This is a genomic window from Mycobacterium adipatum (assembly GCF_001644575.1).
Classification (GTDB): domain Bacteria; phylum Actinomycetota; class Actinomycetes; order Mycobacteriales; family Mycobacteriaceae; genus Mycobacterium; species Mycobacterium adipatum.
Map to the genome: position 1 here is coordinate 217,192 of NZ_CP015597.1, position 20,504 is coordinate 237,695.

Consider the following 20,504-nt stretch of genomic DNA (forward strand, 5'->3'; position numbering starts at 1 on the left):
GTACGAGCCAAACCTACTGTTGGGGTGATCTTTCGTCGCTCATCGAGGTTGGTCGCAGCACTTACACCGCTGTCATGCTCGGCCCTTGAGGATGAGGTTCCAGTACATCGCGGGTAGCCCGTAGCGCTTGAGCAGCCACATGTCGCGGCGTTCGTGGGTGGTGTCGATGAACGGGATCGACGGCGCTGGTTTCATGGTGTAGTCGAATTCGGCGAGCAGCATCTTGTCGCGTGCGGTGGTCAGCGGACACGACGCGTAGCCGCCGTAGGAGCCCGACAGCGGGCGACCGGCCATGCTGTCGGCGAGGTTGGCGGCGACCACCGGGGCTTGTTTGCGGATGGCGGCTCCGGTCTTGGAGTTCGGGGTCGAGCCGGCGTCGCCGAGGGCGAAGACGTTGTCGAACTGGTTGTGCCGCATGGTGTTCTTGTCCACGTCCACGTAACCCCCCGGATTGTCGGCGGCGCGCAGCGGGCTGGACTTGATCCAGTCGGGCGCCGATTGGCGCGGGACGACGTGCAGCATGTCGTAACCGACCTCGCTGGTGGTGTCGGCGGAGTTGTCGGTGATGGTCACGGTGCGGGTGTCGGGGTTGACGGTGGTGACCTCGCTGTTCTTGTGCACTTCGATTCCGTAGCGCGCGACCACGCGTTCCAGTTCGTCGGCGAACTCCTTGACCCCAAACATGCCCGGCGTCGGCAGTACGAGCACGACGCGGATGTTCGACAGCACGCCCTGGCGTCGCCAGTAGTCGGCGGCCAGGTAGGCGATCTTCTGCGGTGCGCCGGCGCATTTGATCGGACCCGACGGCATCGTGAAGATCGCCGTGCCCGAGCGCATCGACTTGATCAGCTCCCAGGTCTTGGGCGCCAGATCGTAACGGTAGTTGCTCGACACGGCCGGCGAGTCGAGCGATTCGGCCATGCCGGGCACGGCGGTCCAGTCGAGTTGGATGCCGGGGCACACGACTAGGTGGTCGTAGCCGACCGTGACGCCTCCCTCGGTGGTGACGCGCTGCTTCTCCGGGTCGATCTCACAGGCCCGGTCCTTGATCCATCCCACCCCCTGCGGCATTACCGACGCCTGCGGCCGCGCGCTGGCGTCGGCCTTGACGCATCCGCCGCCGACCAGCGTCCACAGCGGTTGGTAGTAGTGCGTGTCGGAGGGTTCGATGACGCCGATGTCGTTGACGCCCGCGTGCCGAAGTCGCGCGGCGAGTGACACACCCGCGTTGCCACCGCCGACGACGACGATCTGATGTCCCACTGCAGTCACTGTTCGACCTCCTGATGCCTCGAATCGGATGTGCGCATCCCCATCGCGACGCTGCTCGACGAGCGCATCGGCGGAATCGACCACGACGATCCCGACTTGTAGGGATGTACGTACATCCGCCTAGGCTAGCGTGTCACGGGCGGTAACGCACTAGTGCGCGTGACAATGGACGGTGAGATGGTGGCGAGGAGGTCGTGGTGGTCGCGGAGGATGACCTGTCGGCGCATGTCGACCGCAACAGTGCCCTGCCGCTGTGGGCGCAGGTGCACGCCGATCTGCTGGCGCGCATCCAGGCCGGGGAGTTCACCGAGGGATTCCCCGGCGAGCACTCCCTGACGACGAGCTACGGCGTGAGCCGGCACACGATACGTGAAGCGCTGCGCCATCTGCGGCACGCCGGGGTGTTGATCGCCGAGCGGGGGCGAGCCACCCGGCTCGCCGACGTCCCAGTCATCGAACAGCCCCTGGGCGCGCTGTACAGCCTGTTCGCGGCGGTCGAGGCCACCGGCGTCTCGCAGCACAGTGTCGTGCGCGTTCTCGACGTCCGGCGCGATCCGACCGTGGCGCAGACGCTGGAACTGCCCTCAGATGCGCCGTTGGTTTACCTGGAACGTCTGCGCATGGCCGGCGAGCACCCCCTGGCGCTCGACTTCGCCTGGCTGCCCGCCGAGATCGCCGAGCCGCTGCTCGAGGCCAACTTCACCCACACCGCGCTCTACATCGAACTCGAGGCGCGCTGCGGCGTCCGGCTGACGGGTGGCCGCGAGGACATCACCGCCGTGGTCCCGGAGCCGAGTGAGGCCAAGTTGCTGGCACTCGACGAGCGCTGCGCCGCGCTGGCGATCCGTCGCCTCAGCTGTGTGGACGAGCGTCCAGTCGAGTTGCGGCACACGTTGATTCGCGCGGACCGGTTCACTGTCAGCGCCCGCTTCTCCCCCACCGAGGGCTACCGGTTCCTGACGTCGGACGCCCTGTCATTGAGCGGCTGACTCGGCCGCGCACGTCTCCTGCCACGCACCGAATCCGCCCAGCACGTCGCTGACGTCGGTCGCGCCGTACCGGCGCAACACGCTGGCGGCGACCGAGGAACGGTATCCCCCTGCGCAGTAGACGACGGTGGGCGCGGTCAGATCGAGTTCCCCGATACGGTCGGGCAACTCACCCACTGGGATCGTGAGCGCTCCCTCGATGACTCCATCGGACGTCTCGCCGGGGTTGCGGACGTCGACGAGTTGGACGCCTGCGCCGTCGGTGATACGGCGCGCGACGGCGTCCGCGGTCAGTCGTGAGGCGACTTCGACGTCGCCGGGATGCTCGATCATCGCGCGGTCGGGGTCGGCGAGGTGCCCGATGACGCGGTCGAATCCGATGCGCGCCAGGCGGTTCTTGGCTTCACGCTCCTGACCCGGCTCGACGATCAGTACGACGTCGACGTCGGGTCGCAGGACCGAGCCCGCGAACTGCGCGTAGCGACCGTCGAGACCAACGTTGATCGAACCGCGCAGGTGCCCTCGCGCGAACTCCTCGGGACCGCGACCGTCGAGGAGCACGGCGCCGGTGGCCGTCGCCGCGTGCACCTCGTCGTAGGTCATGGGTGCGGGCGGTTCGGCTTCGGCGAGCAACTCGCGATGCAGGCCGTTGAGCGCGGCGTCGTAGGAGAAGTAGCCGGGGGCGGGTGGCTGTCCTTCGGTGACCAGCTGCACGAACGCGTCCCTGTCGGGCGTGCGCAACGCGTAGTTGGTCCTACGCTGCTCGCCGATCGTCGAGCTGCGTTCCGTCGACAGGTTCTTGCCGCACGCGGATCCCGCCCCGTGGGCCGGGAAGACCCGCGTCGCATCGGGCAGAGTCAGCAGTTTGGCCTGTATCGAGTCGTACAGCATGCCGGCCAACTGCTCATCGGTGAAGCCGGCCGATGCCAGCAGGTCGGGGCGGCCCACGTCGCCGATGAACAACGTGTCACCGGTCAGCACGCCGTAGGGAGCGACCGCATCGGCGTGCTCGAAGACGACCACCGACATCGACTCCGGTGTGTGTCCCGGAGTGTGCCGGAATTCGAGGACGACGTCTCCGAGCGCGTAGCGATCGCCGTCCTCGACGGCCGTCGATGCGAACTGCGTGTCGGCCACCGACGAGTACGCGATGGCCGCACCGGTCGCATCGGCCAGTTCCAGGTGGCCCGAGACGAAGTCGGCGTGGAAGTGGGTCTCGACGACCAGTTCGATGCTCAACCCGTGCTGCTGTGCGTCGGCGAGGTACTCGGCGACGTCGCGCTGCGGATCCACCACCACCGCCCGCCCCGTCGTCTCGTCGCCGATGAGATACGACGCATGGGACAGGCAGTCGAGGTAATACTGAATGAACCTCATGGACAGAACCTTTCGTGTGCGGCGCTAGCGGCGCGACGACAGCTGGGCGACGATCGTCTCCGCGTCACAGGACACGCCGCGGTTGTAGGGCAGCTTGGCGAGTATCATTCCCATCGCACAGGTGTTGGACACCGCGGCGAAGGTCAGTCCGCCGCCGATGCCCGCGGCGACCCACTTCAGCTTCGGGGCGGCGACGCTGGCCAGCACACTGCTCAACACGATGGACCCGGCGACCAGGCGGACCTGGCGTTCCAACTCCCACCGCTCCCGACCGCGGTTGACCGCAAGGCCGCGGCTCTCCCACGCCGTCATCCCGCCGTCGAGGATGTGCAGATTCGGCAGACCCACCCCGCGCAGGGCCTCCTCGGCCTGCGCGGCGCGTTGGCCCGACCGGCACACCAGCACCACGTCCTCGTCGAGGTGACGCGCGATGTCGTCGCGGTGCTCGCGCAACAGGTCCAGCGGCACGTTGTAGGAACCGCCGATGTGAACGGTCTCGAACTCGCCCGGCGTCCGGACGTCCAGCACGCGTGGCGGAGCACTCGAGGTCAGCATCGCGTCGAGTTCCGACGGGTCGATCACGGCTGCGGGATTCGAAGTCGGCATCGGAAACAGCTCCTTCACGAGGTTGTGGGCGGGGGTTGAGATACCCGCGGGGGTATGACGGCCACCGTAGCACGGGTTGCTCGCTCATCCGGATGTACGTACATTTACTACCACGGTTGGTGGGCTTACCGCACGGTGCGCAGCCGCCGGCACGACTCGGTCGTCGAGAGGAAGCAGCCATGTCCGCCGAAGTACCCGACATCGACATCGCCCGCGCGATCACCATGATCAGCCGCGAGGACGTGCGATTACTCGACGTACGAGAAGACGACGAATGGGAGGCGGGTCACGCCGCCGACGCCGAGCACGTCCGGTTGGGCGATCTCGACGTCAGCGCGTTCGCCGGGCCCGGCACCGTCGTCGTGACGTGCCGGTCGGGCAACCGGTCCCGCAAGGCCGCCGCCGCACTCGTCGGCGCCGGCGTCGACGCGGTCAACCTCGACGGCGGAATGAAGGCCTGGGCCGAGGCCGGTCATCCCCTGATCCGCGACGACGGCACGCCCGGCACGGTGGTCTGACATGGCGCCGCTGCTGATCGCCCTGGCCGCCGGAGCCGTCATCGGACTGTGCCTCGGCGCTCTCGGCGGCGGCGGCTCCATCTTGACCGTCCCCGTGCTGGTGTCGTTGCTGCACCTCGACCCGCACGCCGCGACCTGTGCGGCGTTGATCATCGTGGGACTGAGCGCCCTGACCGCGACCATCGGCCACGCCCGCGCGGGCCACGTCGACTGGAGGGCCGCCGCGATCTTCGGCGTCGTCGCCTCGGTGACGGCGTTCGGCGGGTCGATCGCCAACCGCGCGGCCGACCCCGAGGTGCTGATGCTGGCACTGTCGGTGGTGATGCTGCTGGCGGCGGGCGCCATGCTCTACCGGACCCGACGCACCGCCCCCGGGCCCGACACCTCCGAACCGCCCGACAAACAACACGTTTCGGGTGGCACCACCACGCTCACCCGCACCGGCACCCGGACCCGCGCCGCCACGCGGATCGCGCGGGTGCTCGCCGTGGCGCTGGTCGTCGGGTTCCTCACCGGATTCCTCGGCGTGGGAGGCGGCTTCCTCATCGTGCCGGCACTCGTGCTGGCACTGGGCTTCTCGATGCCGGTCGCCGTCGGCACCTCGCTGGTGATCATCGTCATCACCACGGCCGGTGCGTTCGCCGAACGCATCGGATCCACAACCGTCGACTGGCACGTGGTGCTCCCGTTCACCGTGGCCGCGATCGCCGCATCGTTCTTCGGCACGCGCATCAGCGAACGCGTCTCGCCCACCGCTCTAACGCGCAGCTTCGCCATCGTGTTGATCGCGGTCGCCGCGTTCGTCGCCGCCGACACCGTGTTCGCGCTACCGATGTAGACGCGGCGGGTACACCCGAGTGACCGTCGAATCCGATCGGAAGGACATCCCATGTGGGACAAGCGCTCCGACATGATCGTTCACGAACAGGACCCCTTCAACGCAGAACCCACCCCGCAGGTGCTGGCCGAGAGTGACATCACCCCCGTCGACGCCTTCTACAGCCGTAACCACGGCCCGATACCCGCCATCACCGCCGACGACTGGCGACTCGACGTCAGCGGTCGCGTCGAACGACCGCACGTGTTCAACCTCGACGAGATCCGACAGCGGTTCACCACCCACGCGGTGACCGCGACACTGCAGTGCGCGGGAAACCGCCGCGCCGGACTGATCGACGTCCGCCCCATCCCAGGGGAGGACCCGTGGGGATCCGGCGCGGTGTCGACCGCCGAATGGCGCGGCGCGCGCCTGGCCGACATCCTCGACGCCGTCGGGGCCGAGGACGATCCGGACCTGCACGTCGCGTTCACGGGACCCGACGTGTCCGAGGTGGCCACCCCGCCGCAGCCCTACGGCAGCTCCATCGACATCGCCAAGGCCCGCAGCGGCGAAGTACTGCTCGCCTGGGGTATGAACTGTCAGCCGCTGCCCCGCATTCACGGCGGGCCCGTCCGCATCGTCGTCCCTGGCTACATCGGTGCCCGCAGCGTCAAATGGGTCACCGCGATCACCGTCATCGACGCCCCCACCGACAACTACTTCCAGGCCAGCGCCTACCGCATCCTCGCCCCCGACGCGGACCCCGGAGCCGCCGGCCCCGGTGACGGGATCTCGCTGTCGACGCTCCCGTTGAACTGCGACGTCCTCACCCACTCCGACGGCGATCGCGTGCCGGCCGGGCCAGTCACCGTCGGCGGCTACGCCCAACCCGGCAACGGCCGCCGCATCGAGCGGGTCGACGTCTCCACCGACGGCGGAACCACCTGGAACCAGGCCGAACTCGACCTGCCCTATGGTCCGTGGGCGTGGTGCCGTTGGACTCACACCCTGTGCGCAAGACCGGGGCCGCTGTCCCTGGTGATCCGGGCATTCGACGACACCGCCACAACCCAGCCGGAAACCCCTGCTGCAGTGTGGAATCCGAAGGGCTACCTGAACAACTCCTGGCCCCGGATGACGCTCCACGTCACCTGAATCCGACAAAACACCGACGGAAGGACGATCAGCCGTATGCCAGTATCTTCTCCCACCAACCGGACTCGACGACGGGACCTCATCCTGCTCGGCGTCGCCGTGGTCGTCGCCGTGATCCTGGCCGCCGTCCTTGCGATCCGGCACGTCGGCATCGACGACGCGGTGACGCCGTCGCGCTCGGACGTCGGCTCCGCGGCGGCACCTCCGCCGCCGGTCGCCGCTGCTCCTCAACCTTCAATCGGCCCGCTCGGCGACCTGGCCCGGCGGAACCCCGACGATCCGCTGGCCCAGGGCTCGGTCACCGCACCCATCGTGCTGATCGAATTCGCCGACCTGCGCTGCCCGTTCTGCGCTGAGTTCTCCCGTCAGACCGAACCCGTCCTCGTCGAGCGGTACGTCGACACGGGACTTCTCCGCATCGAATGGCGCGACATGGCCATCTTCGGGCCCCAGTCCACCGATGCCGCCCGCGCCGCACGCGCGGCCGCCGCGCAGGGCCGGTTCTGGCCCTTCATCCAAACCGTCTACGCCGCAGCCCCACCCAAGGGACACCCCGACCTCACCGCGGCCGCGCTGCACGACTTCGCCCGACAGGCCGGCGTGCCCGACCTGAACCGATTCGACGCCGACGCCGCAGCCACCCGGTACGACGCCGCCATCCACGCCGACCTCGTGCAGGCACAGGGCCTCGGAATCCCCTCCACTCCTGCGTTTTCCATCAACGGACACCCCGTGCTGGGCGCGCAACCCACCGACACCTTCACCACACTCATCGACGACCTCGCTGCCGGAAAGAACGTCACCCCGTGACTCAGATCGGCATCCTCGGTGCCTTCCTCGGCGGAGTGCTGGCACTGCTGAGCCCGTGCTCGGCACTGCTGTTGCCGTCGTTCTTCGCCTACGCCTTCACGGACTGGGGAACCACCGCGGCCCGCACCGCGGTGTTCCTCCTCGGCCTGGCCGCCGTGTTGGTGCCACTGGGTGCAGGCGTCGGTGCCGTCGGCGCCGCCATCACCGCCTACCGAGCGCAAACCACGCTGGCGGCCGCCGTCGTCATCATTGCGTTCGGCATCGTGATGATCCTCGGCAAGGGCTTCACCATCCGACCGGCAGAACGTGCGGCCGGATCATTGCGCATCAACACCCCTCTGTCGGTGTTCGCGCTCGGCGCCGTCTACGGACTGGCCGGTTTCTGTTCGGGGCCGCTCCTCGGCGCAGTCCTCACCGTCGCCGTCACCGGAGGGGATCCGCTCTACGGCGCACTCCTCATGGCCGTTTACGCATTTGGGATGACGACGCCGCTCGCCCTGCTCGCGCTGCTGTGGGACCGGTTGCACCTGAACGAGAAGTCATGGCTGCGCGGGCGACCGCTGCACATCGGCCCCGTGCACACCCACACCACGTCGCTCATCTCCGGGACACTCTTCATCGGCATCGGCGTGCTGTTCCTCGCCACCGCCGGTACCGCCAACCTCGGCGGCATCCTCAGCGCCGAAACCCAAGTCGCGCTACAGGGCCGGCTCGGCCGAGTCGCCGCCGAGACCAACACTCTGCTGGCTCTCGGGCTCGTCGCCGCCCTCGTCGCCATAGCCGTTCTTATCGCACGGATACGTCGGAAGCCTCGCGAGCCACCGGCAGAGGAACACCCACCCTGTACCAACGAAGTCAACGTCCATGGAAAGGGGTACTGAATCAGCATGGGAGATAGAGCCGACGACCCAGTCGACCACGCACGCACTACCCGCAAGCACGCCGGGCAGAACTGGAAAAACACCCGAGCTATGCCGGCGCTCATCGCCGTCGGCGCCGCCAGTGCCTTCATCTTCGCGGCCCTCTACGCGTTTGCCACGGGCTATCCCACTATTGGCATCGTCTGCGCCGTAATCGCAGCCGCGCTGCTAACCGGAGGGCTTGGCTGGCTCAGCCGCGAACGTCGCCGAGTTCGACACATCGAAGCCGAGTATCTAAGACAACACCCAGAAGCAGACGCTCAACCCCCCGCGAGCTGACGAAGGTCTTTAGCCGACGGGACACGTGTGGGCAGCTTGCTGCAGTGGTTGGACAGATAGCGCATCGACCGGCAGCCCGTATCCCCGCATGACCGCGATGAACTGCATCGCGTACTGACAGTGGAAGGCCTCATTGGGTGGCATCCACAGCGCCGGCTCCTTATCGCCCTTGTCCTGGTTCGCTTGTCCCTGCACCGCAACAAGATTCGCCGGATCGTTGGCAAAGCGCACGCGCAAGGCGTCCGTCCATATCCGCGCGCCTTGGTCCCAGGCGTAGGCGAGGGGCACGATGTGCTCGATCTGGACGGCGGCCCCCGTCTGGTTGCCGCGAGTAAATGGGATCGTGAGGCTCGTATAGGGGTCGTGCAGAACTCCGGTTGCGACCGCCGTCGGGCACCGGCTGATCGCAACGTATGTCTTCTCCACCAGGTCGCGATCCAAGATGTCGTTGCGGGTGTCGCATCCGTTGTGACCGCCAGGCGCATCGTTGTCGTCGGTCCACGACTCGCCGAACGCGGCGCGCCGGTAATCCTGGCTCCGAACCCGAAGCGGGACCACCGCGACGCCGGCAAGCACGTCCTCACCCGGAGCCACCGTGGGGACATCCGCGGCCGCGATGAACTGAGCCGACTGCTCAGCCGCCGAGACCACCGTCTGATAAGCCACCAAGACCGAGACCGCCGCGAACAGCGCCAGCCATATCGTCCGCGCGCGGGTCATCAGATCGCCCCTCGTCCGCGACACACCCCGTCGCACGTAGACGATATGCCGTCGACGCGCTGAACAGTACAAACGACGCCCAGTCCCGTGACAGTTACGGATAAGCTGTCGTGGCACTGTACCCGATGGCCGGGTACCGCAGCGCGGAGTCATTCGCCCTCGACGCGGGCCGCATGTGCGTGACGCTGAGTCGGCACCGCGCGCACCTGACGATCCTCACCGATCCGGCGACCGGACCGCTGCTGGATGCTGCCACCGACAACCCGCAGGCTGTGCACGCACTGGCGGTGTTGGCCGCGCTCTGACGGGCGCGGCCCGCCGTTGGGCCGGTGCGATCTGATCACCCCACCCCATCCGGCACAGGGTGGGGTGGAGGTTCGGTATCCGTTGTGCGGTAAGGGGTTCTTGTCGGTGGTGCCCGGTAGTGTCAGGGGTGTCGAGCAAGTCGTTGGGGCGGGCTCAGTTTCGGAAGGGGAACAATCATGGCGGTCTATGGCGATGGGGATTGCTTGGACGGGCCGGAAGGCTGCACGGGGGAGACGTTCGCGCGCTCGACGCTGAGCGGGAGTGGAGACGCTTACTACCGCTGCGATGGGCACTACGACGCGTACGTCGAGCGGGTCCAGCCGCGCATGGATGAAATCCGCCGGCGGCATCCCGAGCACGCTCCGAGCGACTTCGATCCCGCGTATGCCGGAGAGTCCTGGGATGAGGACGGCTGGTAGGCCGGCCGGCACTTTGTCCGGGCGCTGGGCGCCGGCCCGTCACGTATGGGCCGGCGCCCAGTCGCATACCCCCTCCCCACCCGGCACGGGGTGGGGAGGGGGTTCTGAAAGTCTGACGAAAGATGCGTGGTGCGTGGCGGATTCGACTGCGGTTGTCGGTGGTGTCGGATAGGCTTCACGTTGTTGGGCAGGTCAGTGGGACCGGCCCTCTATTCCCGGAAGGGGAGTGCAATGCACGCAATCAAGGCACTGGGAGCCGTTATCTCGAACCTGTTGGGGGTGCTGGGGTTTCGTCCGGTCGAGTCGCTGGTGGTGGTGGCGGTGCAGGACGGTGAGGCGGGTTGCGTGATGCGCCTGGACCTCAGTGACGCGGCGTCGCCGGATGCTCCGGAGAGGTTGGCCGATTTGGTCGTGGGCGGTGGTGCTCAGGGCGCGGTGGCGGTGTTCGTGTCGGCTGAGAACGCCTCGTGTGCGATGTGCGCGGACGAATTCGGTGAGCAGGCGCGCAAACTGTCGGCGGCGCTGGAGCGACGCGGTGCGCAGTTGCTCGATGCGGTGGTGGTCGATCGGATCGAGGCGGGTGGGCGTTGGCGCTGCGTCGACAACTGCGGCAAGGGCGGGATCGTCGACGATCCTGCGACGTCGGCGGCGGCGGCTGCTGCGGTGGTGGCGGGTCACCGGATGTACGGCAGCCGGGAGGAGTTGAAGGCGACGGTTGCTGTTGATGTGGCGCGGGCTGCGGTGCTGGAGCCCATGCTGGCCGGTGCCGGTGGTCCCGTCGAGGACGTGGCTGTGGCGGTTCGTGCGGCGGTGGCGCTGGTGCGGCGCGTAGGTGAGGGGGCGGTGCTCTCGGATGTCGAGCTGGCGGCCGTCGGTGCGATGCTGGTGGATCTGCGGGTGCGTGATGCGCTGATGACGCTGGTCGACTGCGACGAGGCAGGGGCGGCCGATCAGCTGTGGTCGCAGCTGGTGCGGGTGCTGCCCCAGCCGTTCCGCTCCGAGGCGCTGGTCTTGAAGTCGCATGCGGCCTACGTGCGGGGTGAGGGGCCGCTGGCGGGGGTGTGCCTGGAAGCTGTACAGGCCGAGGACCCGACCCACCGCATGGCCGAGCTGCTCGACACTGCGCTGCAGAGCGGTGTCCGGCCCGAGGCGATCCGCGGGCTGACTGCGGCGCTGCCCCCGGCGGTGTCGGTGTAGGCGCTGCGGGTTGTTAGTGGGCGTCGGTCCTGGTGGCCGGCGCCCACCGTCGTCGAACCACCCCACCCGGCACAGGTGTGGGGTGGGGGTATCAAAAGTGTTGCCGAGAGGTCTGTTTCGGCTTCGGGTTGTCGGTGGTGCTCGGTAGAATCACGGGTGTAGGGCAGGTCAGTCGGACCGGCCCACGGTTCCCAGGAAGGGGAATGTCGTGACTGCTGTGGTTGAGGGTTCGGTGGCTGTGGTGTCACGTTCGGTGTCCGAGGCGTTGCAGGGCGGGGTGCCGGCCGGCGCGGTGGTGTGCGCGTCGCTGGCTGATGGTCCGGTGCCGGGCTGGCTGGTCGTCGAGGAGACTGCGGCGGCGGGGGCGCAGCGACAGTGCGCGATCGTCAGGCTCGATGGATGTTCGGTGGTGGCGGCCGGCGCGCTGTCGGAGGTCAACGTGGCCGGCGATCCGGTACCGACCGAAGGGGAGATGCCGGCGTGGGCTCCGGCGCTGGCTGGTTCGTTCTGGGCGGCCCGGCGAGCGCGCGGCGAGGCGGAAGCGACGCGTTCGGCGCTGACGGCGCTGCAGCGGCGCTTGGCGAACATCGTCGATGCGGCGCATGAGTACGCCGATGAGAACAGCCTCTGCGAACGCTTCGACGATTTCATGATGGAGCAGGGGTTGCGGCCGCGGTCGCGCGAGTACATGTGCGTGGTGGACGTGACGGTTCGGGTGCGGATCCCGGCGTCCGGGCGCAACGCTGAAGCCGCGGGCGGCGAGGTCACCGACGAGATGGTCGCCGATGCGGTTCAGGGTCTGGGCGCGCGAATGATGACCGACGCGATCCAGGACCACGACGTCGTGGACATCGAGGAGGCCTGAGAGCTGACCTGGTGGCCGGTCGTCAGGCCCGCCACCAGGTCGCACCGCTCACTTGCCCACCTCGGCACAGGGGTGGGGTGCTGGGTGTTCCTATTGCCGATCGACGGCGCGCAGTGGACGGCCGGTGTGGTCGAACTCGTCGAGCAGGGCGCAGAACGCGTCCCAGGTGGCGGCGGCGGTGTGGTGCAGGCGGCGCAGCTCGGTTGCTTGGGGGCTGGTGCGGCCGAGTTGGCGCGCGTTGGCGAGGTCGTCGGGCGACGGGGGCCGCGGGTGGTCGCAGCGAGTCCAGAGGGCGTGCTCGGGGTGGAAACGGTGCGGGGAGTCGAGGTAGTCGAGTGCATCGCGGGCAGTCGTCAGGGTGCCGGCGGCGGTCAGGACGGCGGCGAAGTCGAGCACCTGGTGGTGCTCGGTGTGCCACGGCGGGGTGTCGGTCGGGTCGGTCACGGATCGTGGTCCTCTCTGTTCACGTACGTGTGAAGCGTTGGCAGACAGCACATCCCGTGCGGGTACCCGGGCGCAACATGGTGAAGTGATAAGGGGACTTATCGCCGCACCGAGAGAACTTGTCGGTGGGGGCCGGTAGTGTTCTCGATGTAGGGCAGGCCAGTTGGGGCCGGCCCCGAAATCCCGGAAGGGGACTGTCATGACTGCAGCAACAATTGAGCGGTTTTCGCCGGCAGCTGTCGACGAGGACGGCCAGGTCGACTGGCGCGTGCTGCTCGAACAGGCGATGACGATGCCGGGGCACCTCGGAGACACCTACTGCCGGTTCTACCAGTACTCGCTGCAAAACCAGATCCTGCTGTGGTCGCAGGGCGTCACGGAACCGTGCGCACCGTTCAGCGTCTGGAAGGCCCTGGGCCGAATCCCTGTCAAGGGTGGCGGCCGTGCGGTGCTGCATCCGCGGCCGATCCGCAAGACCGACGAGGAGAGCGGCGAAAAGGTCGTCGTGGCAATGCGGTTCAGGCTGAAGAGGTCCACTTTTCCCTATAGCAACACTGTCGGGCCCGAGGTGGATTGGCCTGAGCTGCCCGAGTGGGACGCGCAACGCGCACTGGCAGCGCTGGACATCGTGCAGGTGCCCTACGCGTCGATCGACGGCAATTGCCAGGGCTACTCGTTCGCCCGGAATGTGGCGGTGAGCCCGGTCGCGAAGTATCCGCTGAAGACGTTCTTTCACGAGCTGGGCCACGTGATGCTGGGACATACCACCGACAGCGCCGAGGGCGAGAGCCCCTGCAGCCGCGGGGTCGCGGAGTTCCAAGCGGAGGCGGCGGCGTACCTGCTGGCGCACAACCTCGAGTTGAGCGAGTGGGCGCCGGCGGAGTCGCGTGCCTACATCCAGCACTGGCTGGGGGATGAGCAGGTCACCGAGGCTCACATCCGGGCGGTGTTCACCGCGGTGGACAAGATCCTGAGGGCCGGCCGAACGGTCGCCGACGCCGACGTCGACGAGGAGGCCGGCGAGGCGATCGCCTCATAAGCCGCGGGCCGCTGGGCGCGCGCCGGAGAGTTCCCCAACACTTCCCCTCCGGCAGCTGCGCCGGCGGCCTGCCCTCGCGGTGCCCGCCTGGCGATCCCCCCGTCGCCAGGCGGGCACTGTCGTCTGTGCGCTGCGCGAACCACCACCCCACCCGACACAGGGGCGGGGCGGTGGTCGGTACATGCGCTGCGGCGGTGCGGGTTTGGTGTGTTCGGCTTGTCGGTGCTCGGCGGTAGAGTCATAGGTGTTGGGCAGGCCAGTCGGGTCGGCCCTGGGTTCCCAGGGAAGGGGAATGTCGTGAGCGTTGTCGAGAATGCGCCGGTGGGGCTGCGGGTGGACAAGGACGGGTCGGCGCGGCGGGTGCCGCTGACGGTCGACCAGTACGGCAGTCCGATCGGGATGCTGTGTGAACAGATCGGATGCCAGGTGGTGCAGCTGGTGCGGTTGGCCGGTGGGCTGGATCTGTGGCTCGATGAGGAGGCGTTGGTGTTCCTGGACCTCAACGACCGGGCCGCGGTGACCGCAGCGGTCAATCCGGTCGCGACGATGATCGCGAGCCGGACAGCTCCGCTGCGTCAGCCGATCTTCGGGGTCGCGGTGTTCCTGGGCGGTGACGGGGAGACCAGCGCGGGGCTGTCGGTCGAGCAGCTCGACGAGTTGGAGCGCCTTGTGGCGCTGTCGACCGAAATCGTGGCGCGTGGACAGTCGTTGGCCGCGCACGTGGGCGGGGCCCACTGATGGCGCTGAACCTGACGATCAAGGTGGAGAACACCTACAGCGACGGCCACGAGTCCGAGCAGACCCATGCGCTGACGTTGGATCGGTTCCGCGGCGAGGAGGATCTGTGGGACCACCTGTTCGACTACACCGGCGACGGTCACGGCGCGGGTGAGGGCAGCGACCTCGGATCGCTGTACACGGTGACGGTGCTGGCCTGCCCTGAGTATCCCGAGCTGGTGGGGCTGAGCAATGAGTGGGGCTGAGGTGGATTCTGCGGCCTTGCCGGTCGGCGCATCCGTCGAGGCCGTGGAGGATCTGCGCAGCGGACGCCTGGACGGCCCGCTGTACCGCGTTGTGGCGGCACAGGGTGCTCTGCGCGACGTCCGGCGGATTGAGGCCACCACGGGCGCCCTGGACGGCCTAGAGATGCGGTTCCTGGTCGCTGAGTTGCGCCCCGTCAGGCCCTCAGTGGCGCGGCGCTATGAGGCACTGCGGACGCGGCGCGTGCTGGCGCAGTGGCGGCATGCTGCGGCCACTGATGCCGAGGACTTCGGCATTGTCGAGGACCTTCTGGACAGCGCGCAGCGGTTGGCGGCGCTGGTGCTCGAGGGGCGGCCCCGAGGACCAGGACGACGCGGTGATGGTGAGCGGGTTTGTCAGCGACCTCGACGCTGCGCACGTCGTGCAGATCGACACCACCGAGAGCACGGGTCGGGTGCGGGTCTTCATCGACGATGGGACCGTCTACGACGGCGATCCGGAGACGGACGCGCCGCCTGGGGCGCACTACCGCGGTCCTGGCTGGGACGACAACCGCCGGCTCTTTGGCGTGCGGAGCCTGATGACGGGGGAGACCTCGACGTTTCGGGCCACCGGTGAAGCAGATGCCACGGCGCAGTACCTCGATGTCGTCGCGTCCAACCTGCTGGTGTGGCCTGACCCCGACGTCGAGCCCGGTGATGTCGGTGCCCAGCGGTAACGTCTCTAGGTGTTGGGCAAGCCAGTGGGGCGGGCCTACGGTTCTCAACATAGGGGAGTGACGAACATGGCCGAGGTAACCAAGACCGCCGGAGTGACCGCCTGGACGGGCGCGTGGCGGCTGCCCACCAATAAGCGTGATCACCAGCGGGCGGTGCGCAAGCAGCGCCGCAAGGACCGTCGTGACGTGGCGAACCTGCGACGCGATTACGACCGCCGCTAGACCCCTGGGCGTGCGCCAGCGCGTCACCCCCCAACTGGTGCCCCGCAGGTTCCTCCGCCTGCGGGGCACCACCATATTTCTGTCGCTTATCTGAGCTGTTGCTTAGCTTGCCGCTGGATAGCCTGATCGCCCCATGTAGAACGAAGTATACCGGGGGCGGAGCACAACAACAGGTCACGGGGGCGCCATCTGCTCGATTCACGGCTGGCCGACAGTTGACAAGCGCCAGAATCAGTCGTAGCGGTTTCGGCCTCACGGGCGGCGTTGGGTGGCAATGTATTGCTGCACCGCCGCGGATCGCACATGTCTAGGCGGCACTTGACGATTCTCGAGTTTGGCCAAGGCCCGTCGTAGACCGCACACCGGCGGCCTTATTTGGCTTCCACTATCACAATTTTGACGCTTCATGTCCCCACCCTTTTCACGCGTCGAGGGGAATGGGGTTCAGCGGTAGCCGTGGGCCCCCCGGCCAACATCTGCCGGGCACCGTCGCGAACGATCTCATCCAACAACGACCGATGACCAGCCGCCTCGTCGTTGGCCTCGGCGCCATCGTTAACTACCGTGAGCATGGGCGTACCTTGCCAGCCAGCGCGCCAAAGCCGGTCTTGATCAGAGCTACTGGACTTTCAGATCATCCTCGGGAAGGTGCACCCACTTTCACGCCCCCTCACCGAGGCTCATCCTCTGGTACTGATCATTGCTCGGCAGCCGAATCGCCAATGTCGTCGGCGAGGAATCCTGTGTCCACCCAGTCCAAGGGGTGGCGAATTGGTTCGCGATCCCGGCCAGATGGTCACGATCTCGGGACACTAGCGGTCGCGCTGTACCGGGACACCACGGGGTTCGACGATCGCAGTGATTGCCGCTGGATTCGGCGCTTGACGTGGGAGTCGTGGCGTAACGCATGCGCAATCTCCAGTGACGGCTAGGTAACAGGAGCCCAAAACAATCGTGCTGCATCCGCTGTTGCATGTAGTCGGCCGCCGCTGTATCCCCCGATCGAGGAGAATTGATGATGCTTCACCAAGCCGCATTTAGTACAGGTTGTTGCGATGAGTGAACCCCGCAGTATGGAAGCGATTCTGGTCGCCGATCGCCTCAAAGTCGGATACCGAGTCGACGGCACCTTTCGGGTTGCCCTCGACGACGTGAGTTTTGAGATTCGCCCGCAGGAACGGGTGATGCTGATCGGTGCGTCAGGATGTGGGAAATCGACGCTACTCAAAACCATCGCAGGCTTCATCACACCGATGTCCGGTGAGGTGAGAGTCCGCGGAGTCAGTTCTCCTGGTCCAGGGCCTGACCGCGGAGTGGTGTTTCAGGAACTCGACCAACTGTTTCCGTGGAAAACCGCCATCGACAACATCCGTTATGCAGTACGGGCCGTAGGCCGGTCCAAGGCAGCGGCTACCGAGACTTCTGAGCGCTACCTAGACCTGATGGGACTCAGTACGGCGGCCGGGCTCTACCCCCACCAACTGTCCGGCGGCATGAAACAGCGAGTGGCCATCGCCCGGGCCTTGGCAATCGAACCGGCGATCCTGTTGATGGACGAACCGTTCGCTGCTCTCGACGCGCTGACCCGCCAACGTCTTCAGGCCGAACTCCGGCGTGTCATGGATCAGACGAAGTCCACCTTGCTGTTCGTGACCCACAGCATCGACGAAGCGCTACGCCTGGGTGATCGCATCATCGTCCTGGGCGATTCTCCATCGCACGTGCAAGAGATCGTTGACGTCTCAACGCGCGACCTCGACGGGCCAGGATTTGAAACAGCAGAGCGTCATCTGCGAGAACTGCTGACGAGTTAGGAGCGTAGCGTTGTGATTTCGATCAAACCTACTGAACGTACACAGGCGCGGTTCGGCGCCCAGTCGGCCGGGGCGCGAGCTGCCGGTGCCAAGATAACTCTAATCTGCGGTTTCCTTTTGGCGTGGCAGATCTACGCCGCGGTGGGCGGTGTCGACAGCCTAGTCTTCGCGAGTCCTGTCCAAGTGCTCGAGGCAATTTGGAACGGGTTGCTTACCGGCTCGCTCGTGGATGCCACCCTTGGAACATTTCGTTTTCTGGCAATCGGACTAGGCGTCGGTGTCACGGCCGCGGTCATCATGACCATCCTGGCCACCTGGAGTAAGTGGTGCGAATACGCCCTGTCGCTGGCCACCTCGACGCTCACTCCGCTCCCAGCTATCGCCATCCTGCCACTGGTCATCCTGTGGTTCGGCATTGGACCTCTGGCGCTCAGCATCGTCATCGCCAACTCTGTGGTGTGGCCCGTAGCGCTGAATATCAGCGCGGGATTCCGTTCCGTCAACCCAACCATGGTCATGGTAGGTAACGTATTGGGCCTCAACAAGTTTCGGCTGGCTCGCGACATTCTACTACCGGCTGCGCTGCCCTATACCTTTACCGGCCTCAAAACTGGATGGGCGTTTGCGTGGCGCACACTGATCGGTGCCGAGCTGGTGTTCGGGGCATCCGGCCAGGGCGGCGGCCTGGGCTTCTACATCAACAATGCCAGCATGTTCATGCGTGTCGACGAGGTCTTCGCCGGCCTAGTGACAATTGCTATTACAGGAGTCCTTGTCGAAGCACTATTCAAAGTGCTTGAGCGTCGAACACTCGTCCGCTGGGGCATGTCGGCGCCAGCCTGACAGCCACGCAATAAAATTGGAAGAAAGATACCCTATGCGAATCGATGGTTCGGGTACTGCACGGATAGTTTTCTCGCGCAGGCGATTTGGAATTGTTGCCGCGGCAACCGGCGCCGCTTTTGCGGCCGCAGCGTGCGGCTCCAACGATGCCGGTGAGGCCAGAGCCGGCCAATCCACGCTCAAGATCGCCTATCAGCCGAACTTCGGCTACGCCCCCTTGATGATCCTCAAAAGTAAGAACTGGCTGCAAGAGTCGCTCCCCAACCACGATGTGTCGTATCAAACAGTCAACTCCGGGGCGTTGATCAGGTCCGGAATGATCTCCGGCGACATCCAGGTTGGCGCGCTGGCATTGTCTCCGTTCCTGGTTGGATGGGATAACGGAATGGACTGGCGGGTCGTCAGCGGCTTGTCTGATATTGATCAGTGGCTGATGGTAAAGGATCCACGGCTCACCTCACTGGCCGACTTCACCCCAAACGACAAGATCGCGGTTCTATCGGCGGACAACAATCAGGCAATACTTTTGCGTATAGCTGCCAAGCAGCAACTCGGTAACGCAGATGCGCTGAAGGTGAACGAGGTGTACATGCCACACGACACGGGTGTGCAGTCCCTGCTCACCGGGCGCGTCGCAGCCCAGTTCACCAATCCGCCGTATCAGTTCTCGGATCGCGAGGGCGGAGCACGCAAGCTCCTCGGGAGCTACGACATTTTCGAAGGGTCAGAGAATCCGATCTTCGGCGCAGTCGCCGTGCGGCAGTCCTATATCGACGCCAATCCCGAAGTGATCGAAGCACTGAGGGCTGGCATACGCCAGTCTGTCGACTTCATCACGTCCGACCCGGATGAGTCGGCCGCGATCCTAGCTGCCGAGTTCGGTGAAGACCCTTCAACAATGGCAGCCCAACTACAGGAGGAATCAGTGAAGTTCACACCCGCTGCTACGGGTGTCGCAGTGATGGCGAAAGCAATGCAGGAAATCGGCGTAATCAACAAAGCACCCACATCTGACAGCGAGGTCACACTTCCATCATGACGAACCAGGAACGCGAGTTCAATCTCTGGGCTTTCGGCGACGCACACGTCGGCACAGACATCGAGTACGGCCGGGAAAGCCTGGCGGAGGCAATTCGGCATTCGGAGTTTGGCGGTTCCGAGGGCGGTTCAGCCTTCGACTGGGACATCGCCATCGATGCCGGCGACATGTCGGGCACGCACCTGGGTCTGCCGGCCGATGAGGAAGGTGTGGAGATCCGCCGTCAGTTCTCCGCGATGCGGAAGCACCGCCGCGAGGATGTCTACAGCGTGTCGGGTAATCACGATCGCAGCGGCTTGACAGAAACCGCTGGATGGTGGTGGCAGAAGTGGATCGATCCTCTAGGTCTTCACACGGAGCATTCCGGCGTCGACCCGGCCGCCAGGACCTATCCCGTTGAAGGCACTTGGGAGCGGTACTCATTCCGGGTAGGAAACATCCTATTCCTCATGATGAGCGACATCAACGAGCCCACCCAGGTCGTCGGCCGTGGTGACCTGGGCGGCAATCCTGGGGGCGTGGTGTCAGCGGAGACATTCGACTGGTGGAAACGCAATGTCGAGGCCAATCCCGAATCGATCATCATCACTGTGCACCACTATGTCCTCAAAGACACGACCGTCGCCTCCGGGGAATGGGAGGGCGTACGCGTCGCTGACGACGGCAGTTTACACGAGCATTACCACCGTCCATTCCAGCAAGGTACGCCGAATGGGGCTTCCTACCTCTACTGGGTTGGGAGCAAGCCGGATTCGGGGGCATTCGAGAATTACCTAGAAGAGCATCCCGGTTCTGTTGCGTTGTGGATCGCGGGGCACACGCACACTCATCCCGATGATTCTCACGGCGGTAAGACGCATATCGAACAACGCTATGGCGGAACCTATTTCATGAATGCCGCATCGCTAAGCCAACACCACATGCCAATCACCACCCTTCCGATCAGTCGGCTGCTCACCTTCACCCCGGGCAGCGCCGAGGTACGGGCTCAGTGCTATCTGCACACCAGCAGCCACGCACCGCAGGGGTTCTACGAAAAGGCCGAATGCACAATGCAGCTCAACAAGCGCTTCAGCTGGTAGCCGCTAGCTCCTTCGACCTGAAAGTCGGGCGTGGCTTTGGGCCCGTCCGTTGGGCTAATACTGCAGCCG

23 protein-coding genes and 1 pseudogene are annotated in these 20,504 nt (G+C 66.0%); 19 read left to right on the top strand and 5 right to left on the bottom strand.

The features are described 5' to 3' along the window. Positions 1-72: 72 nt before the first annotated feature. Complete coding sequence (locus A7U43_RS28740; RefSeq protein WP_060999594.1) at positions 73-1,272, bottom strand: NAD(P)/FAD-dependent oxidoreductase; 1,200 nt, start codon at positions 1,270-1,272, stop codon at positions 73-75. A 197-nt stretch (positions 1,273-1,469) separates the two neighbouring features. Between A7U43_RS28740 and A7U43_RS28745 the strand changes: the two genes are divergently transcribed. After that, on the top strand, positions 1,470-2,261 hold the full coding sequence (locus tag A7U43_RS28745) for a GntR family transcriptional regulator (RefSeq protein ID WP_068004476.1): 792 nt from the start codon (positions 1,470-1,472) through the stop codon (positions 2,259-2,261). Here A7U43_RS28745 and A7U43_RS28750 read toward each other — a convergent pair. Together A7U43_RS28750 and A7U43_RS28755 are read right to left on the bottom strand one after the other, a co-directional pair. Next, a complete protein-coding gene (locus tag A7U43_RS28750; RefSeq protein ID WP_060999569.1) occupies positions 2,247-3,638 on the bottom strand; it encodes an MBL fold metallo-hydrolase in 1,392 nt (463 codons plus the stop codon). The genes A7U43_RS28745 and A7U43_RS28750 overlap by 15 nt on opposite strands. A 24-nt stretch (positions 3,639-3,662) precedes the next feature. Beyond that, positions 3,663-4,244 carry a rhodanese-like domain-containing protein gene (locus A7U43_RS28755; RefSeq protein ID WP_060999597.1) on the bottom strand — a complete coding sequence of 194 codons (582 nt, stop codon included), beginning with the start codon at positions 4,242-4,244 and terminating at the stop codon, positions 3,663-3,665. 179 nt (positions 4,245-4,423) lie between these two features. Between A7U43_RS28755 and A7U43_RS28760 the strand changes: the two genes are divergently transcribed. The 5 genes from A7U43_RS28760 to A7U43_RS28780 are packed head-to-tail and all read left to right on the top strand — an operon-like array spanning position 4,424 to position 8,428. Then, positions 4,424-4,762: a rhodanese-like domain-containing protein gene (locus tag A7U43_RS28760; RefSeq protein ID WP_060999571.1), complete on the top strand. Its 339-nt coding sequence runs from the start codon at positions 4,424-4,426 to the stop codon at positions 4,760-4,762. 1 nt (position 4,763) lies between these two features. Beyond that, on the top strand, positions 4,764-5,600 hold the full coding sequence (locus A7U43_RS28765) for a sulfite exporter TauE/SafE family protein (RefSeq protein WP_060999572.1): 837 nt from the start codon (positions 4,764-4,766) through the stop codon (positions 5,598-5,600). 51 nt (positions 5,601-5,651) lie between these two features. After that, entirely contained in the window at positions 5,652-6,737 is a 1,086-nt protein-coding gene (locus A7U43_RS28770; RefSeq protein WP_060999574.1) for a sulfite oxidase, read from the top strand. Between the two features lie 36 nt (positions 6,738-6,773). Continuing rightward, entirely contained in the window at positions 6,774-7,547 is a 774-nt protein-coding gene (locus tag A7U43_RS28775; RefSeq protein ID WP_060999576.1) for a DsbA family protein, read from the top strand. Continuing rightward, positions 7,544-8,428, top strand: a complete 885-nt coding sequence (locus A7U43_RS28780) for a cytochrome c biogenesis CcdA family protein (protein ID WP_060999578.1) — start codon at positions 7,544-7,546, stop codon at positions 8,426-8,428. Before A7U43_RS28775 ends, A7U43_RS28780 begins: the two co-directional genes overlap by 4 nt. A 327-nt stretch (positions 8,429-8,755) precedes the next feature. On the opposite strand, the gene A7U43_RS28785 is transcribed toward A7U43_RS28780, so the two are convergent. Beyond that, positions 8,756-9,466: an HNH endonuclease family protein gene (locus A7U43_RS28785; RefSeq protein WP_068004477.1), complete on the bottom strand. Its 711-nt coding sequence runs from the start codon at positions 9,464-9,466 to the stop codon at positions 8,756-8,758. A 104-nt stretch (positions 9,467-9,570) separates the two neighbouring features. On the opposite strand from A7U43_RS28785, the pseudogene A7U43_RS28790 reads away from it, so the two are divergent. The 4 genes and pseudogenes from A7U43_RS28790 to A7U43_RS28805 all read left to right on the top strand — a co-directional run. After that, positions 9,571-9,771, top strand: a pseudogene (locus A7U43_RS28790) (AAA family ATPase); the annotation flags it as partial. A gap of 177 nt (positions 9,772-9,948) precedes the next feature. Further along, a complete protein-coding gene (locus A7U43_RS28795; RefSeq protein ID WP_068004343.1) occupies positions 9,949-10,191 on the top strand; it encodes a hypothetical protein in 243 nt (80 codons plus the stop codon). 231 nt (positions 10,192-10,422) lie between these two features. Next, complete coding sequence (locus tag A7U43_RS28800) at positions 10,423-11,388, top strand: DUF4192 domain-containing protein (protein ID WP_068004346.1); 966 nt, start codon at positions 10,423-10,425, stop codon at positions 11,386-11,388. A gap of 208 nt (positions 11,389-11,596) precedes the next feature. Then, a complete protein-coding gene (locus A7U43_RS28805; RefSeq protein WP_068004349.1) occupies positions 11,597-12,253 on the top strand; it encodes a hypothetical protein in 657 nt (218 codons plus the stop codon). A gap of 90 nt (positions 12,254-12,343) precedes the next feature. Here A7U43_RS28805 and A7U43_RS28810 read toward each other — a convergent pair whose 3' ends face one another. After that, on the bottom strand, positions 12,344-12,697 hold the full coding sequence (locus A7U43_RS28810; protein ID WP_068004352.1) for a hypothetical protein: 354 nt from the start codon (positions 12,695-12,697) through the stop codon (positions 12,344-12,346). 199 nt (positions 12,698-12,896) lie between these two features. Here A7U43_RS28810 and A7U43_RS28815 point away from each other — a divergent pair, with 199 nt between their 5' ends. The 9 genes from A7U43_RS28815 (at position 12,897) to A7U43_RS28850 (ending at position 20,435) form a co-directional block, all read left to right on the top strand. After that, positions 12,897-13,736, top strand: coding sequence for an ImmA/IrrE family metallo-endopeptidase (locus A7U43_RS28815; RefSeq protein ID WP_068004354.1), 840 nt, complete (start codon positions 12,897-12,899; stop codon positions 13,734-13,736). Between the two features lie 297 nt (positions 13,737-14,033). Further along, a complete protein-coding gene (locus A7U43_RS28820) occupies positions 14,034-14,474 on the top strand; it encodes a hypothetical protein (protein WP_068004357.1) in 441 nt (146 codons plus the stop codon). Continuing rightward, complete coding sequence (locus tag A7U43_RS28825; RefSeq protein ID WP_068004360.1) at positions 14,474-14,719, top strand: hypothetical protein; 246 nt, start codon at positions 14,474-14,476, stop codon at positions 14,717-14,719. Before A7U43_RS28820 ends, A7U43_RS28825 begins: the two co-directional genes overlap by 1 nt. A 260-nt stretch (positions 14,720-14,979) precedes the next feature. Further along, positions 14,980-15,435, top strand: coding sequence for a hypothetical protein (locus A7U43_RS30505; protein ID WP_231963834.1), 456 nt, complete (start codon positions 14,980-14,982; stop codon positions 15,433-15,435). A gap of 66 nt (positions 15,436-15,501) precedes the next feature. Continuing rightward, a complete protein-coding gene (locus tag A7U43_RS30175; RefSeq protein WP_197500124.1) occupies positions 15,502-15,657 on the top strand; it encodes a hypothetical protein in 156 nt (51 codons plus the stop codon). 1,055 nt (positions 15,658-16,712) lie between these two features. Then, positions 16,713-17,471: an ABC transporter ATP-binding protein gene (locus A7U43_RS28835; RefSeq protein WP_082902515.1), complete on the top strand. Its 759-nt coding sequence runs from the start codon at positions 16,713-16,715 to the stop codon at positions 17,469-17,471. A gap of 12 nt (positions 17,472-17,483) precedes the next feature. Further along, positions 17,484-18,314, top strand: a complete 831-nt coding sequence (locus tag A7U43_RS28840) for an ABC transporter permease (protein WP_082902516.1) — start codon at positions 17,484-17,486, stop codon at positions 18,312-18,314. A gap of 34 nt (positions 18,315-18,348) precedes the next feature. Next, positions 18,349-19,353 (top strand): ABC transporter substrate-binding protein, encoded by a 1,005-nt coding sequence (locus tag A7U43_RS28845; RefSeq protein ID WP_068004365.1) that lies wholly within the window; start codon positions 18,349-18,351, stop codon positions 19,351-19,353. Beyond that, a complete protein-coding gene (locus A7U43_RS28850; protein WP_068004368.1) occupies positions 19,350-20,435 on the top strand; it encodes a metallophosphoesterase family protein in 1,086 nt (361 codons plus the stop codon). The genes A7U43_RS28845 and A7U43_RS28850 overlap by 4 nt, the downstream gene beginning before the upstream one ends. Positions 20,436-20,504 lie beyond the last annotated feature (69 nt).

Bases quoted from the DNA above. Each gene is read 5' to 3' on its own strand.
- A7U43_RS28750 (WP_060999569.1), bottom strand. From the start codon at position 3,638: ATGAGGTTCATTCAGTATTACCTCGACTGCCTGTCCCATGCGTCGTAT.
- A7U43_RS28755 (WP_060999597.1), bottom strand. From the start codon at position 4,244: ATGCCGACTTCGAATCCCGCAGCCGTGATCGACCCGTCGGAACTCGAC.
- A7U43_RS28760 (WP_060999571.1), top strand. From the start codon at position 4,424: ATGTCCGCCGAAGTACCCGACATCGACATCGCCCGCGCGATCACCATG.
- A7U43_RS28765 (WP_060999572.1), top strand. From the start codon at position 4,764: ATGGCGCCGCTGCTGATCGCCCTGGCCGCCGGAGCCGTCATCGGACTG.
- A7U43_RS28770 (WP_060999574.1), top strand. From the start codon at position 5,652: ATGTGGGACAAGCGCTCCGACATGATCGTTCACGAACAGGACCCCTTC.
- A7U43_RS28775 (WP_060999576.1), top strand. From the start codon at position 6,774: ATGCCAGTATCTTCTCCCACCAACCGGACTCGACGACGGGACCTCATC.
- A7U43_RS28785 (WP_068004477.1), bottom strand. From the start codon at position 9,466: ATGACCCGCGCGCGGACGATATGGCTGGCGCTGTTCGCGGCGGTCTCG.
- A7U43_RS28795 (WP_068004343.1), top strand. From the start codon at position 9,949: ATGGCGGTCTATGGCGATGGGGATTGCTTGGACGGGCCGGAAGGCTGC.
- A7U43_RS28800 (WP_068004346.1), top strand. From the start codon at position 10,423: ATGCACGCAATCAAGGCACTGGGAGCCGTTATCTCGAACCTGTTGGGG.
- A7U43_RS28815 (WP_068004354.1), top strand. From the start codon at position 12,897: ATGACTGCAGCAACAATTGAGCGGTTTTCGCCGGCAGCTGTCGACGAG.
- A7U43_RS28825 (WP_068004360.1), top strand. From the start codon at position 14,474: ATGGCGCTGAACCTGACGATCAAGGTGGAGAACACCTACAGCGACGGC.
- A7U43_RS30505 (WP_231963834.1), top strand. From the start codon at position 14,980: ATGCTGCGGCCACTGATGCCGAGGACTTCGGCATTGTCGAGGACCTTC.
- A7U43_RS30175 (WP_197500124.1), top strand. From the start codon at position 15,502: ATGGCCGAGGTAACCAAGACCGCCGGAGTGACCGCCTGGACGGGCGCG.
- A7U43_RS28835 (WP_082902515.1), top strand. From the start codon at position 16,713: ATGAGTGAACCCCGCAGTATGGAAGCGATTCTGGTCGCCGATCGCCTC.
- A7U43_RS28845 (WP_068004365.1), top strand. From the start codon at position 18,349: ATGCGAATCGATGGTTCGGGTACTGCACGGATAGTTTTCTCGCGCAGG.
- A7U43_RS28850 (WP_068004368.1), top strand. From the start codon at position 19,350: ATGACGAACCAGGAACGCGAGTTCAATCTCTGGGCTTTCGGCGACGCA.